The following is a 14,028-nucleotide window of genomic DNA, read 5'->3' on the forward strand; positions in this document are numbered from 1 at the left end:
GTGCAGGGCTTTGCTTTCCTATCAACAGCTAGAAGCAGCTACATATATAAAACCTATGTTCACGATCACCATAAAAAAATCCGAACGAGTTTGATTCTTGATAGAGAATCAAACTCGTTCGGATAAAATATGTTTGTCCCAGTTTCACTGGGCCATCTCTTCAACGGTTCCTTCTTTCAAGCCATAGTAGTTCCGTTCAAATCGCTTTATTTCTTGATCATAGCGGCGTACTTTTGCATCCGCTAGCTGACGGCTTTGTTTTGTTTCTTCAAGCAGCTCGACCTGTTGATTAATTTGAAAAATAGTCGTCGCCAGCTCGTCTTGATAATCATAAATTTCATTTTGAATATCCACGCATACGGGCAAGCGATTTGCTAAAATAAAGTCCGTCATTTGCATAAGCACTTTTTTACGCTCTACTTCTTTCACTTTGCTTTTGACGGCTCGTTCTGCAGAACGGAACGTCAGTCTTACTTTAGAGAAGAAGTCACCTTTAATCGAAAGCTTGCGCTGCAGTTCTTCTACATCTTGTTTTAATGATTCATGCTCTTCAATCATTTTTTGAAGCACAAGCCCTCCGTTTAACGATGTGAGCTCCATTTCATCAAGCTGATGGCGAATGGCTGTTTTGAGCGTTTCAATTTGCTTCACCGTCTTTTTCTCCGTAGCGCGGAGCTGCTTAACATACTGCTCTGTTTTATAAATAAAGCTGTCTAACCGTTCACGGTCAAACAGTGACTGCTCTTTCTTTTTCATATAATCTTGATACGCTGTGTGTACAGATGACCACTTGATCAGCAGAGACTGATAATTCAACAGCTCATCCTGATGCTCAAGCTTGTACGTCCACATCAGCTGAACAACTACCAATAACAGCGGTAAAAAAGTTCCAGCTTCTTTGCGTTTTGCAATAATTTCATGACTTTCAAAGCTCGCCATTAAAAACAGCGGCGCATTCATACTAAATAGCAGTGCTGGCGGGTAATTAACGGGAATAAAGATACTCATTACGGTTGCCATAAGGCCTGAAATAGCAGGGTATGCGTGCGGAGGAAGCTGTTTGTACAGTTCAATTGTCCCTTTTTTCTGCAGCAGTTTCACAAGTGCTTCCTGCTGATATTCTCCTAATGCATCAATCATTCTTTCCTGATACATGGGGGGCAGCTGTTCAATCCAATTCATCAGTTGCTGCTGAAACACAGCTTGCTGACGATTTGTAGCAATCATGTATTGCGAATCAATTAGATGAAAGAACAGGCGGATTTGATGGCGCATTATGTCTTCTAGCGTATGACAGCGTGCAATTGAAAACAGCTCATTGTATTTAGATACAAGCAAATTTCCAATGTTATCGCTTAACTCGTACAGCTCGCCATTTGTTGTAGCATGAGAAACGGAAAGTTCAAAAAACTTCGCCATTTCAAGCAAAATATGCAGATGCATGTCTACTTCAGGCTGTTTTTCAAGCAATTTCATTTCTTCTACCAATGATGCTTGAAAATCCGTATGCTCCGTTTGCTGATACTGTGCTGACATTTCCGTATAAATGCGGTGGTCACATAACACATAAGCAGCTCTCAGGATATCGCCTTTAGACGTAAGCAACCCATACAATAACTGTTGTCCGTTCATCTTCACACCGTCCTTCATTAAATTTTCTTACTATAGCTTTCTATCATTTTATACTTTTTCTATAAATTCGATGCAATAGTTCAAATTTCCTGTTATCTTTCTTCTTGCTTCCTTAATACAAAAAGTGCCGTCCAACATGACATCAGCGCAGGCGGAATGGTCCAAGTCATATATCGCCACTCACCGGTCACAAGCGCCATAATAAGAAAGATGAGTGGAAAACCTATTAGTACTATGATAACACGTGCTCGGCTTACCGATTTTTTCATCGTGCATCACCCCTTCTGTTCGTCCCTTATTCTTATAATACCCTTTCTCTTCTATAGCATTAAACACCTTTATAAACCGTTCGTACATTTCTTTGTTTTCTAGACAGTCTATGACATAAGTTTTAAAAAAGAACAGAGGATAGCTCTTACTTTGGTGAATCTCGTAAGCAGCTTTTATGTTTTGACAAGCTAAATCGTGAAAAATGTGTTATGGTAAAAGAAAATTTCGTTTTTACTACCTACATTGAAACGAAAGGGTTGATCGTATGAACATTTTTTTAATTGGCGCAAGCGGCAGGACGGGACAGGAAGTGATCAAGCAAGCAGTGACAAACGGACATTATGTAAAAGCTTTTGTGCGAAATCCATCTAAGCTTAAGCTAACGCATGCGAACGTACACATCATACAAGGCGACGTGCTTGATTATTATGAAGTATGCCAGGCTATGCGAGGGTGTGATGCAGTAATTTCTTGTCTTGGAACCGAAAATCTAGGGCATTCTACCCTTTTAGTAGAAACAACAAATCTGCTCATTCAATGTATGAACGAAAATGGAATTCAGCGTATCGCCTACACGGCTTCAGCCGGAATCGACGGAGAAATTCCAGGCATGACGGGCTGGCTTGCTCAGCGTATTTTAAAAAATGTGCTTCGCGACCATCACGAAGCTGTGAAGCTCTTGAAGGTAAGCGGACTCGACTGGACAGTTGCTCGGCCAATGGGTCTAACGAGCGGTCCATTAACCACGTATTACCGTATAGGAGAAGCTAGCATACCAGAAAACGGACGCAACATCAGTCGTTCTGACGTCGCTCATTTTCTTCTTCAAGCCGTAGAAAACAACAGGCATATAAAAAAATCACTAAGTCTTTCGTATTAAGTGTTCTAAAGGAGTGTTGATAGTGAACCTATCAAAAATTTTTCTAAAAATAAGTCTTGTACTTTTAATGGCATGCGTCTTTATTGAAGGTAATTTTCAGGTAGCACTTGGCATCTTTGCTGCCGTTTGCATGCTTGTTATTATTTTTGCCAAGCCTCTTTCAAAATCGCTGCTTCCTGCTAATAAAAAACCAGAAAAAAAAGACCGCGAAATATTAATGATGGTCATTGGTGTCATCGTTTTTATTTCAGGAAGCTTTTTTATTGCGTAGTAGCATTGTAAAGAAAACAGGCTTAAATCCACATTTTCAATCATATAAAGGGCTGTGCTGTAAGTCGAATGTTCGGCTTATGACGCAGCCTTTTTTGGTTTCATGAGTTCTCTTTTAGCAATAGCTTCTGTCTTTTATATACATACCATTCCATTATTTAAGCAAATTACCTATCAAACCCTCTTATGCTTTTTTCATCAGTTCACATAATAGATGTAGAAGATCTCATAAGACAAGCGTCAAACGATTTGTATGTAGAAAAAGGAGGAAGATAAATGAAATGCCCCCATTGCGCTTATTCTAATCCGGAAGGGGTAAAATTCTGCTTAAATTGCGGCCATGAAATCGTGGACCACGACGAAAACTACAGCATATTCTACTTGTTTGCCCATCGTGTTGATAAAATCCCAAGAAATGAACGTTCGGTTGAACCTAAATTTCGAAATATATTCTCTCGAGTCTTCCGACAACACAGTGAAATGGAAGCTGAACGACTTTTTATTGTAGGAACAGGGCTTACGACTCCTAAAATAGAAGAAGTTGTAAATACATGGCCAAAGCCTTGGCTTTTTGCAAGAGTCTTTCTTATTGCGCTTGTCGCATACTTAGGGCTATATCTAGGCGTAAGCTTGTTCGAAAACATCAACTTCATACCCGGCCTTATTGTAGTCGGTGCTTTTGCAGTGCCATTTACTACGCTTATTTTCTTTTGGGAAATGAACGCTCCGCAGAATATTGCTATTTACAAAATTGTGTATGTCGTTTTTATTGGCGGAATCCTCTCACTTTTATTAGCACTTGTGTTTTATGATATTCTTGGAAATAACACAAACGTGATCATGATTGGAATATGCGAGGAACTGGCTAAAGTTATCGCGGTTATTTATTTTGTGCGCAATCTTAAATATAGATATATCCTTAACGGACTCCTCTTGGGAGCTGCAATAGGAGCTGGTTTTGCTGCTTTTGAAACCGCTGGCTATGCTTTACGGGCACTTCTTTCCGGGAGCTTTCACATGCTTTATTCTACAATACTTTGGCGCAGCATTTTTGCTCCCGGAGGACATGTAGCTTGGGCTGCCTTGACTGGAGCTGCCGTCTGCATCGTCCAAGGAAATAAGAAATTTCAGTGGAGCATGTTGATAAAACCAAAATTTCTCGGTGTATTTTTGCTTGTCGTTTTTATGCACGCTCTTTGGGACTCACCTATACTAGGTATTTTGCCCGCTGGACATACAATTTTAACGGTTATATTATGGATTTTAGTATTCAGTATGATTCGTATTGGGCTAAAAGAAATCGCAGATAAAAAGTTGGAGTTGACCTACTGCAAAGAAAAACCTACCCCCTCCTAGGAAGTCTTCAGCTTGCGTTAAGCTGCTCGTTTTAACTTTTTATTACCTTTATGTTTCATTTTGAAAATTGTTGTTACAAATTGTAAAAAAAAGTATTCAAACTACCTGTACATGGTATGATAAATTCAATAACATGAAAGGGTGACTTGGTGGATGAACCTAACTGAAATTAAGCACATGATAGAAAATTTAGTAAATTATAGAGATAGCGACATTACTCATACTCTTGCCAATAGGTTTACACTAAGTTATTCAAAACAATTAAACAGTTTTCAAATCTGCGATATTGAAAACGATATCATTCATCGTTATGAGGAAGCAGAAACAACTGCGTTAGCTTTGTTTAACATGATCCATAATCTTCCTGGGACTATTTATAGACATACTAATTCGTTTGAACAAGTTTAAAGCAGCAAAAAAAGCTCATTTATCAACTAACATGAGCTTTTTTGCCGGTGTTTATCTATTTTAGTTATTTATAACCTTCTTCAAAAGAAGAATATCCTTTTTAATTGCCCGTCTAATTTCTTCAACTTTACAGCGTTTGTATTCTTGTACTAAGCGATAGAGCTCTCGTTTAAATAAAAATTCATCTTTTTGGTTACTCATAGCAGCATACCCCTTATTAGCTTTCTATCACAAGCGATTAAAGAAAGTATTCCCTTTTCTTCTTGTAAAAAACAAATAAATTCACAAACAGATGTAAAAAAGCCCTTTCTCATGCGCTTACAGGAATGGCGAGATGTGCTTTGCGCTAGACAAATGAAAGAATTGCGCTAAAACAAATAAAAAACATTGACTACTAGCTCTCAGTCAATGTTTTTTATTTGTTTTAGCTTTGTTTAATTAAAGTCGATTCACATACTTTTATGCGTTCATATCTCCTAAACCTGGAGCATGCTCATTTGGCATTTCAGATAAATGAGGGACTGGAAAAGCTTCCGGTGGAGGTGTTACGCTCAAGTCTCCGCCATTTCTACTTGGCGTCTGTCCTTGGAATATTTCTCCCATTCGATGCGGATCTAACCTAAAATCAAATTGCGTGTTATGATACCCCATCTCGACAAATTTTCTGCATTCAGGGTATTTGTTAATATCATAATTTGGTACAGGGAATAGTTTTCCCCAGTCCACGCCTAATGTTTCAAGAGCTTTTGCAAACGCATTTTGATGAGCATTATCTCGAACAATTAAGAAACCTAGCGTTTCTCTTAACGTTTGGTTAGAACTCATTTCGTATATTCTTGTTTTTTGTAAAACGCCGGTTGATTCTAATACGACGTTATTGAGCAAATCAGCCACTAGATTTCCGTGATTATAAACCCATGAGCCGTTCCATGGATTTCCGCCCGCATCCACTGGCAGTGAGCTTTGAGCACCCATGATATAGTGATGAGGATTAGCATGTTTTACGGCTTCATCAAGAGGAGCCTGATCTGAACCTTGACTTCCTACCCCGGCTCCGCCAGATTCATCTAACAATGCATTAATGGTATTTTGAACGAGTTCTACATGAGCAATTTCTTCTAAAAAAACACCTCTCATTAAATCGCGATACTGCGTCTCTTTCCCTCTGAAGTTAGAGCTTTGAAAGAAATATTGCATCATCGTCCGCATTTCACCAAACTGCCCGCCTAAGGCTTCTTGCAGTACCTTCGCGGCCGCAGGATCGGGCTTATCCGGTTTAATGCCATTGATTAATCCTTCTTTGTAATAATACATATCAAACACTCCTTTTATTGACATTGCTTGTTTTTGAACTAACTTATGTAGATTTTTGTCCCCTGTATGATTTTTCACTTACAGTACCTGTTTCTTTTTTTCCTAACATATTCCTTGGTGCCATCTTTCTAACATGTGCACATAACTACTGTTTCCATATGCGGTCTTTTTATTCTGGGTAGTCAAAAGACAACGTCATTGAAACACGTGGATAACACCCTTTGTTATAAGCAAAAAAAGACCTCTCGCACATATCGAGGGTCTTTCTTTCTTTTATTTAGAGAAAACTTTTTTACGAGTTAAATCATGATGCAACGAAGTATCAGGGATTTCCGGATTGGGAACTTGTCCTTTTGCTACAGGATCTTTGATATATACATATTCACCGCTTCCGTCTGGGGCACTTCCAGTAGCCCATGGTCCCTCTTCTGATTCAGCGCCTTCTGAGAGGTTCCAAAACTCATAAGCTTCTGGCTGTGATTCTTTTTCAGCCTCAGGAGGGAAAGATGCAGGAACAACCACTCCATTTTTTTCTTCTAGTTCGTTTATCGCTTCCATCCACTGATACTGGTGATAGCGATCACGCGCTAGCATTTTTCGGAATGTCGCGCGTACACCTTCATCTTTTGTCATATGGTATAACCTAGCTACTTGAAGTCTGCCTTGACTTTCTGCATGCAAGTTCGAACGCATATCTGCTAATAAATTGCCGCTTGCTACAATATATGAACCGTTCCATGGAACTCCATTTGAATTAGTAGGCAAACCACCCAGCCCGCTCACTAATAAATGTTGAGGATTAATTCCTCCCATGATAGCTGCTGTTGCAGGATCTTTCGCAGCTTCTGCTTGATCTTCTGGAGAGGCTCCATCAAGTAATTGACTAATAAGTGAACAAAGCATTTCTACGTGTCCAATTTCCTCTGTACCTATATCCATCAGCATATCTTTATATTTTTCTTCTCCTCGACAGTTAAATCCTTGAAAGAGGTATTGCATCATTACCGTCATTTCACCGAATTGTCCACCTAGTACTTCTTGAATCTGGCGAGCAAGCATCGGATCCGGGCGATCTACTTTAACTTCAAACTGCAGTTCTTTTTGATGACGAAACATGTTAATTCCTCCTTTAATATAATAAATTCCTTTTAGAGATTTTTTCCTCTTTTTTCTGTTCCCTCTCCCTATTCAATTAATCGCTAAACTTGTATCTTTTTCCTGCTGGAACGAAAATGGATAAAAAAGCCTATTAAGAAATTTAATTTAATAAGTAGAAAGACACCTAAAAAGAAGGAAATACCTGCGCTTTGCTCTTTAGTATTCGTTCAGTTTATAACGTTTTATAGTCAAAACCACTGCCAGACAGAAAAATGTTCACTTAAAAATGAGATTCAGACATAACTAATCACTTCAATAAACAGCTAGAAGCAGCTACAGATATGAAACCTATATTCTCTCCACCACAATAAAAAATCCGAATGATTAATCATTCGGATCTACTTTCAATTAAAATACTTTTGTTCCAGTTTCTCTTTTCTCTATTACTTCTCTATCCCTGCTTTGATTTCTTTAATCATGCCAGCCATTGACTCAAGGCCTCCTCCAGATAAATACCAAAGGCCTGGATCAAGATACACAACGTGATTGTTTTTCACCGCGTTGATTTCTTTTACATACTCATTTTCAACAATTTGTTTAGCAGATGATTTTTCACCAATCGCTGCACCGCGGTCAACGACGAATAAGTAGTCTGGATTTTGCTTAACTAAATATTCGTATGAAATGCTTTGGCCATGCTTAGCCGATGGATCTAGGCTGTCGTCTGCAGCTTTAATACCGAATACGTCGTGGATTAATCCGTATTTAGAACCCGGACCAAACGCTGTCATTTTGCTGTCATTTGCCATCATTACAAGCGCTTTTTTATCTAGTTTGTCCGCTTGTTTTTTCAAATCTGCAATTTGCTTATCAATTGCTGCTAGCTCTTTTTTTGCTTGATCTTCTTTATCAAAAATTTGTCCTAGTACTTTTGTATTTTCTTTAAATGACTTCATATAGTGCTGGTTGTCCGTATCGATATAGATCGTCGGCGCAATTTTTGAAAATTCATCGAATGAATCTGCTTGGCGGCCTTGAATAATAATTAAGTTTGGCTTTAACTCTGCAATTTTTTCGAAATCAGGTTCTTTTAAGCCACCTACATTCGCATACTTATCATCTTGATACTTTGATAAATACTCAGGAATCGCTTGTTTTGGCAAGCCCGCTACTTCAACCCCTAGTTTATCTAGTGTATCAAGTGCACCCATGCTGAATACTACAACTTTTTTAGGGTTTTTCTTAATTTTAATTCCGTCTTTATTGAACTGGTCGGTTACTGTTACCGTCTCTTTTTGCTTACTTTCTCCACCTGTTGTTTCTTTTGCTCCTTGATTACCGCAAGCAGCTACAACAATCGCAGTTAAGACTGCTACAAACATTACTAACACTTTTTTCACTTTCGTCACCTCATGAATAAATTTTATGAAAAATAAACGCAAATACGCTGTCCGCCAACCGTTTCGATTGGAATATCCATATCGTATATATCCTTTAATACAGACGTTTGAATGATGGTTTCTGTTGGGCCTTCACGGATCACTTCACCGTTTTTAAGTGCCACAATATAATCCGAATAAACAGACGCAAAATTAATATCGTGAATGACAATTACAATCGTTTTGCCTAAGTCTTCTACGAGACGTTTCAACAGCTTCATAATTTCAACAGAATGCTTCATATCTAAGTTATTGAGCGGTTCATCTAAGAAGATATACTCCGTGTCCTGTGCGATGACCATGGCAATAAAAGCTCGCTGACACTGTCCCCCGCTCAGTTCATCCAAGTATTTATCTTGAATCCTTTCAAGCTTCATATAACTTAGCGCCTGATCAACCGCTTGTTCATCGCTTTTGGTTAATCGGCCTTTTGAATAAGGAAACCGCCCAAAATTGACGAGCTCACGTACGCTAAGTCTGATATTCAGCTGATTAGACTGTTTTAAAATACTCATTTTTTTGGCTAAATCTGAGCTGTCAATATTCTCTATATTTTTTCCTTCTATAGATATTGACCCTGAGTCAGCTTTAATGAGACGGCTCATAATTGAAAGCAGCGTACTTTTTCCCGCTCCGTTTGGACCGATAAATGACGTGATTTTCCCTTTTGGAATCACGACGGATGTTTTTTCTAAAACGGTTTTTTCTCCGTATGTTTTACTGACATTTGTTACTTCTACCATGATTTATTCTCCTTTAGCAGCAAATAAATAAAGTAAATTCCGCCGGCAAAGTCAATGATGACGCTCAGCGTGGTGCTGAAGGTGAACACTTTTTCAACGATAAATTCTCCTCCGACGAGGGCTATAACACTAAGCAGCAGTGATCCCATCATTAAATAGGTGTGCTTGTACGTTTTGAACAGCTCTCTCGCAAGGTTCACAACAAGCAGTCCAAGAAAGGTGATCGGCCCAACTAATGCTGTAGCCACTGAGACAAAAATGGCAATCACAATCAGCATTTTTTTGACGAGCCCGTCATAATCAATACCTAAATTTACCGCATGTTCTCTTCCGAGCGACAGTACATCAAAAATCGATGTAAAGCGCCACACGTAAATGCCAAGCAGGATAAATATGACGGCTGCTATGTATAGCAAATCGGTATTAACATTGTTAAAGCTTGCAAATGATTTATCTTGTACAACTTGAAATTCATTCGGGTCAATCAGCATTTCCATAAATGAAGACATGCTTTTAAATAACGTGCCGAACACAATTCCAACCAGTAAAATAAAGAAAATATTCTTACCGGCTTTTTTGAACATCAGTATGTAAAGCAAGACCGAAAAGATAATCATCAGCGAAACGCAAAGAAGAAAGTTAAGATTTTTGTTCATGATGACAATATTCGTCGAGCCAAAGATGTACACAATAAACGTTTGCAGAAATAAATACAGTGAATCCAGTCCTAGAATACTAGGAGTTAGAATTCGATTATTAGTAATTGTTTGAAAGATAACGGATGAAAACGCAATGGCTCCTCCGGTTAAAACAATCGCAGCGACTTTTTCAATTCTTCGCGGCAGCGTGTACTGCCAGTAGCCTAAATCGTAGCTGATAAACAGCGCCACTGATAAAATGGCCAGCGCGGCGAGAATAATGATTTTATATTTGTTATGCATAACGACCTCTCCTTATCAGCATAAAAAGAAAGATCGCACTTCCTATTACACCGACCATTAGCCCAATAGAGATTTCATAAGGGAAAATAATGACTCTGCCTAAAATATCGCACGCCAGTACGAACACAGCTCCAAGCAGCGCTGTATGAGGCAGGCTTTTTCGCAAATGATCTCCACGGTAAATCGATACGATATTTGGAATGATTAATCCTAAAAAAGGCAGCATGCCAACGGTCAAAATCGTAATCGACGTAATAAGCGACACAATGACTAATCCAATGTTTACAATTTGTTTGTATTTCACGCCTAAATTGATTGAAAAGCTTTCTCCCATACCAGCAACCGTGAACTTATCTGCGTAAAGATAAGCAATTATTAAGAGAGGTATACTCAGGTATAAAAGTTCATATCTCCCTTTGACTACTAGCGAAAAGTCGCCTTGCAGCCATGAAGAAAGGTTTTGAATCAAATCGTATTTGTAGGCGATGAAGGTAGCTAAGGAACTTACGATACTGCCGAGCATTAAACCGACTAGCGGAATATAAATCGTATCGTTAAATTTAATTCTGTCTAGTATTCTCATAAACAATAGATTGCCCGCCAGTGAGAAAATGAAAGCAATGCTCATTTTTAATAGAGGACTTGCTGAAGCAAATACTAGTAGAGAAATCAACACACCAAGTCTTGCCCAGTCCATCGTTCCTGCCGTTGTTGGAGATACAAACTTATTTCGCGTAATTTGCTGCATAATTAATCCGCAAATACTAAGGCTCATTCCCGCCATAATAATGCTCAAAAGCCTAGGAAAACGACTAAAAAACAGCGTTTGGCTTTCTTCTTTTGTTAAATGAAACAGATCCATCGCTGACAGATCTTGTACTCCTACAAAAAGAGACAAAATCGATAGTACAGCAAACACAAGAATTAACTGATAAAACTTCAACTTTCCTTACTCCTTTCTTTCATCTATAAGTCTAGTTATCTCCTCCTTTATCATATGTAAATGATTATCATTATCAATTGACTTTCTTTATCATATCATTATTCTCTAAATAATCAATGGTTTTCTTAAAATTTAAGCAAAAAAATACCTTAACAGATGGATCTGTTAAGGTATTTTAAGGTTTAATTAGACTTAAAAATAGCTATTTCTCTTTTCATACATAAGAGATTGAAACAACTACATACATGAAATCTACATTCACCATAACAAAAAAATCCAAACCATTAATAACTATTAATGGTTTGGATTTAACTTTAAGCAAAATACTTCTGTGGCAACCTTTTTGTATCAACTTTACATATATATGAAATATATGTTTATATTTGAAAGAAATCTACTTATTTTGCAAATACATGGTTTCCGATAACTGCCGTTACTTGCTGCGTTGCAACCCATTGGCTTTCAGCGATTTTGGGATTATAGAAAAACAGCGCATCGTTTTCATGCGGGTTTGATATTGCTTCGCTTACCGCTCGTTTTGATTCTTCTGATGCAGGCTGATTAATTGCGCCGTTTGCTACTGGTGAAAATTGATATACGCCGTTTCCTAGCTGCTGATAAATAACGTCGTGAATGTTATTTGGGAATTCCGGTGAAGCTACACGGTTTAATACCACAATTGCTACCGCTACTTTTCCTTGGTACGGCTCACCTTTTGCTTCTGCCTCTACTAATCTTGCTAGTAAATCTTGATCTTGTGCAGAAACCGATGTAGACGGAGCAGTTTGTGCCGGCGCCGGTGCTTCTCCTTGAAGTTTTAACGTTTGTCCGATGGTAATGATATCACTTTGTAAACCGTTAACAGCTTTTAACTGATCCACAGTCATGCCGTTTTGTGTTGCAATATGATATAACGTTTCGCCTTGTGCTACTGTATGTACAGATGTTGCCGGACTAGCGGCAGGTTGTGCTTGTCCCTGGTCAGGAATCGTTAATGTTTCTCCAACGTAAATCATGTCGTTTTGGCGGTTATTAGCACCTTTCAGCTCATCTACCGTAACCCCATTTTGTTGGCCAAGCCCCCACAAGGTATCTCCTTTTACGACTTTGTGCGAAGCTGCTGCTGATGCTGTTCCTTGACTTGCTAGAAATGCTACAGACGCTGCAGAAGCAACTGCCCATTTTTTTACACGTTTTTTACTCACAAAAACTACCTCCTAAAATTTGAACCTGTTATTACCTTAGCACATAGATTCGCCTTTTCATTAAAAAAAACAGTAACATTTGTTCTAATTGGATTAAGTTTCTTACAGTGCCATTCATTATGTTACAACTTTTACATGACCCTTAAAGAATATGTAGAAATATGACGATTTCATTGCGAAACAAGCTTTTTATCTGTTTACTTACATTCCTTTTTCTGTAAGAAACTTGATTTAATTATGATTAATCGCAGAGATAAAAAGGAAAACAGCAGTCAAATAGAGAAATAGTGTAACTATTGAGGAATGATTCAGCGCTTCTTTGTCAATTTACGTTTGTTTATTAATAAAGGAGGTCTATTTGGATGTGTGCAAATAAAATGTATGTGACGTATAACACGGAGAAACCGGCTATTACAATTCAAGGAGCTTTTTATCATACGGGAGGAACGCAGGAAGAGTTTTTGAGGGAATTCAAGTACTGGCTTGAATCTCACGGCTGGTCATTTATGGGCGTAACAAATGAAACAACGATGACAACAGCGAATAAAGAGTTAAAAGAAACAATGGAACAGCATAAAATAGAAGGCAAAAAAGTTCAAAGACTAGAAGATTTATAACGATTGCTTCTATGACCCTTCACACATGTCCAAACGCCAATATGTAAAAAAGCCTTTAGATGAGCTAAAGGCTTTTTTACATTAACGAGAAAGTGCGACCACCTTCTGATTTTCTACTCTCTCTTCAACAGGCTTTCTCATTTCTTTTTCCGTCCATACGCCAATGCGTTTTTGTCTTTTTCCAAGAGGCTGTTTTTCACATGCATAGCAAATTTCTGAAATATCATCAAAATGAGCTAACGACATCTTTATCCCTCCTTTTCTAAATATACACAGGCAAGTTAGTATGCTTCTTCCCTTATTTTCTAAAGCTAAACTGCTTCTTCTTATATTTAAACAATTTATAAACAAACGGAATAAATAATTTCTACTTCATTATCATTTAGATTGTTTTATTTAGATATAGACGGGTAAACAAAAACTATCCCACCTCACACCCTGAAGTTTGAAACTGTCACGTAAAAAAGCTGCTTTCTATACATTACATGTATAGAAAGCAGCTTTTTTATATAGCTAGAAAAAATGCATTGATGCATCAGCTATAAAAACAGGCAACCGGCCCTTTATTTTCTAGCAGTTCGTTTTTTGTAGCAGTGAATAGTATGCATAGATTCGTTAAAATCTTTCATTAGACGATAAGGCTTGCTCACTAACCTTATTGGAATTCCAGTTAAAAATCTATTTATATCTTTTTTATATTCTTTTGACACTCGGTTAGGTTTCGTAGAGACGCGCTTGTAGACCTCTTTATAGAACTCTTTCAAAACATCAACTTTAAATACCATTGTACGCTTACATTCTTGACACTCTACGCGTACAATTTTGCCGTTAATATAATAAACGTGGTGAGGAAGCTCTTCTTTGCAACTGTTACAATATAAACCTGCTTCCATTTGGGTATCTTTCACACTT

General features: G+C 38.0%; 17 protein-coding genes. 5 read left to right on the forward strand and 12 right to left on the reverse strand.

The genetic code is table 11. The features are described 5' to 3' along the window. Positions 1–144 precede the first annotated feature (144 nt). Together OK414_RS17105 and OK414_RS17110 are read right to left on the reverse strand one after the other, a co-directional pair. Complete coding sequence (locus tag OK414_RS17105) at positions 145–1,632, reverse strand: hypothetical protein (RefSeq protein WP_034650606.1); 1,488 nt, start codon at positions 1,630–1,632, stop codon at positions 145–147. A gap of 92 nt (positions 1,633–1,724) precedes the next feature. Continuing rightward, positions 1,725–1,901 (reverse strand): hypothetical protein, encoded by a 177-nt coding sequence (locus tag OK414_RS17110; RefSeq protein WP_016764823.1) that lies wholly within the window; start codon positions 1,899–1,901, stop codon positions 1,725–1,727. Between the two features lie 266 nt (positions 1,902–2,167). Here OK414_RS17110 and OK414_RS17115 point away from each other — a divergent pair, with 266 nt between their 5' ends. The 4 genes from OK414_RS17115 (at position 2,168) to OK414_RS17130 (ending at position 4,816) form a co-directional block, all read left to right on the forward strand. Beyond that, complete coding sequence (locus tag OK414_RS17115; RefSeq protein ID WP_034650603.1) at positions 2,168–2,782, forward strand: NAD(P)-dependent oxidoreductase; 615 nt, start codon at positions 2,168–2,170, stop codon at positions 2,780–2,782. Between the two features lie 22 nt (positions 2,783–2,804). After that, the gene (locus OK414_RS17120) at positions 2,805–3,053 is read left to right on the forward strand and encodes a hypothetical protein (RefSeq protein WP_034650601.1); all 249 of its coding nucleotides are present in this window, start codon (positions 2,805–2,807) and stop codon (positions 3,051–3,053) included. Positions 3,054–3,328: 275 nt separating this feature from the next. After that, positions 3,329–4,408, forward strand: coding sequence for a PrsW family intramembrane metalloprotease (locus OK414_RS17125; RefSeq protein WP_034650598.1), 1,080 nt, complete (start codon positions 3,329–3,331; stop codon positions 4,406–4,408). Positions 4,409–4,561: 153 nt separating this feature from the next. Further along, positions 4,562–4,816, forward strand: a complete 255-nt coding sequence (locus tag OK414_RS17130; RefSeq protein WP_263045238.1) for a hypothetical protein — start codon at positions 4,562–4,564, stop codon at positions 4,814–4,816. Positions 4,817–4,876: 60 nt separating this feature from the next. Here OK414_RS17130 and OK414_RS17135 read toward each other — a convergent pair whose 3' ends face one another. The 8 genes from OK414_RS17135 to OK414_RS17170 form a co-directional block, all read right to left on the reverse strand. Beyond that, positions 4,877–5,017, reverse strand: coding sequence for a hypothetical protein (locus tag OK414_RS17135; protein WP_013057884.1), 141 nt, complete (start codon positions 5,015–5,017; stop codon positions 4,877–4,879). 258 nt (positions 5,018–5,275) lie between these two features. Next, on the reverse strand, positions 5,276–6,130 hold the full coding sequence (locus OK414_RS17140; RefSeq protein ID WP_034650594.1) for a manganese catalase family protein: 855 nt from the start codon (positions 6,128–6,130) through the stop codon (positions 5,276–5,278). A gap of 273 nt (positions 6,131–6,403) precedes the next feature. After that, the gene (locus tag OK414_RS17145) at positions 6,404–7,246 is read right to left on the reverse strand and encodes a manganese catalase family protein (RefSeq protein ID WP_016764829.1); all 843 of its coding nucleotides are present in this window, start codon (positions 7,244–7,246) and stop codon (positions 6,404–6,406) included. Positions 7,247–7,671: 425 nt separating this feature from the next. Beyond that, positions 7,672–8,628 carry a siderophore ABC transporter substrate-binding protein gene (locus OK414_RS17150; RefSeq protein ID WP_263045239.1) on the reverse strand — a complete coding sequence of 319 codons (957 nt, stop codon included), beginning with the start codon at positions 8,626–8,628 and terminating at the stop codon, positions 7,672–7,674. Between the two features lie 23 nt (positions 8,629–8,651). Continuing rightward, positions 8,652–9,410, reverse strand: a complete 759-nt coding sequence (locus OK414_RS17155) for an ABC transporter ATP-binding protein (protein WP_221788364.1) — start codon at positions 9,408–9,410, stop codon at positions 8,652–8,654. After that, positions 9,404–10,351: an iron chelate uptake ABC transporter family permease subunit gene (locus tag OK414_RS17160; protein ID WP_263045240.1), complete on the reverse strand. Its 948-nt coding sequence runs from the start codon at positions 10,349–10,351 to the stop codon at positions 9,404–9,406. The genes OK414_RS17155 and OK414_RS17160 overlap by 7 nt, the downstream gene beginning before the upstream one ends. Then, a complete protein-coding gene (locus OK414_RS17165) occupies positions 10,344–11,294 on the reverse strand; it encodes an ABC transporter permease (protein ID WP_013057891.1) in 951 nt (316 codons plus the stop codon). Before OK414_RS17165 ends, OK414_RS17160 begins: the two co-directional genes overlap by 8 nt. Before the next feature lie 398 nt (positions 11,295–11,692). Beyond that, positions 11,693–12,499: a cell wall hydrolase gene (locus OK414_RS17170; RefSeq protein WP_016764833.1), complete on the reverse strand. Its 807-nt coding sequence runs from the start codon at positions 12,497–12,499 to the stop codon at positions 11,693–11,695. A 362-nt stretch (positions 12,500–12,861) separates the two neighbouring features. On the opposite strand from OK414_RS17170, the gene OK414_RS17175 reads away from it, so the two are divergent. Continuing rightward, a complete protein-coding gene (locus tag OK414_RS17175; RefSeq protein WP_013057893.1) occupies positions 12,862–13,116 on the forward strand; it encodes a hypothetical protein in 255 nt (84 codons plus the stop codon). An 81-nt stretch (positions 13,117–13,197) separates the two neighbouring features. Here the strand turns inward: OK414_RS17175 and OK414_RS17180 are convergent, their stop codons facing one another. After that, positions 13,198–13,362, reverse strand: coding sequence for a hypothetical protein (locus OK414_RS17180; RefSeq protein ID WP_013057894.1), 165 nt, complete (start codon positions 13,360–13,362; stop codon positions 13,198–13,200). 317 nt (positions 13,363–13,679) lie between these two features. Continuing rightward, positions 13,680–14,024 (reverse strand): hypothetical protein, encoded by a 345-nt coding sequence (locus tag OK414_RS17185; protein WP_047932007.1) that lies wholly within the window; start codon positions 14,022–14,024, stop codon positions 13,680–13,682. Positions 14,025–14,028: the final 4 nt, after the last annotated feature.

Source organism: Priestia sp. JV24, from assembly GCF_025910025.1.
In the GTDB taxonomy this organism is placed as follows: Bacteria; Bacillota; Bacilli; order Bacillales; family Bacillaceae_H; genus Priestia; species Priestia megaterium.

Coding starts and splice junctions, on each gene's coding strand:
- OK414_RS17105 (WP_034650606.1), bottom strand. CDS start 1,632: ATGAACGGACAACAGTTATTGTATGGGTTGCTTACGTCTAAAGGCGAT.
- OK414_RS17110 (WP_016764823.1), bottom strand. CDS start 1,901: ATGAAAAAATCGGTAAGCCGAGCACGTGTTATCATAGTACTAATAGGT.
- OK414_RS17115 (WP_034650603.1), top strand. CDS start 2,168: ATGAACATTTTTTTAATTGGCGCAAGCGGCAGGACGGGACAGGAAGTG.
- OK414_RS17125 (WP_034650598.1), top strand. CDS start 3,329: ATGAAATGCCCCCATTGCGCTTATTCTAATCCGGAAGGGGTAAAATTC.
- OK414_RS17130 (WP_263045238.1), top strand. CDS start 4,562: ATGAACCTAACTGAAATTAAGCACATGATAGAAAATTTAGTAAATTAT.
- OK414_RS17135 (WP_013057884.1), bottom strand. CDS start 5,017: ATGAGTAACCAAAAAGATGAATTTTTATTTAAACGAGAGCTCTATCGC.
- OK414_RS17140 (WP_034650594.1), bottom strand. CDS start 6,130: ATGTATTATTACAAAGAAGGATTAATCAATGGCATTAAACCGGATAAG.
- OK414_RS17145 (WP_016764829.1), bottom strand. CDS start 7,246: ATGTTTCGTCATCAAAAAGAACTGCAGTTTGAAGTTAAAGTAGATCGC.
- OK414_RS17155 (WP_221788364.1), bottom strand. CDS start 9,410: ATGGTAGAAGTAACAAATGTCAGTAAAACATACGGAGAAAAAACCGTT.
- OK414_RS17160 (WP_263045240.1), bottom strand. CDS start 10,351: ATGCATAACAAATATAAAATCATTATTCTCGCCGCGCTGGCCATTTTA.
- OK414_RS17175 (WP_013057893.1), top strand. CDS start 12,862: ATGTGTGCAAATAAAATGTATGTGACGTATAACACGGAGAAACCGGCT.
- OK414_RS17180 (WP_013057894.1), bottom strand. CDS start 13,362: ATGTCGTTAGCTCATTTTGATGATATTTCAGAAATTTGCTATGCATGT.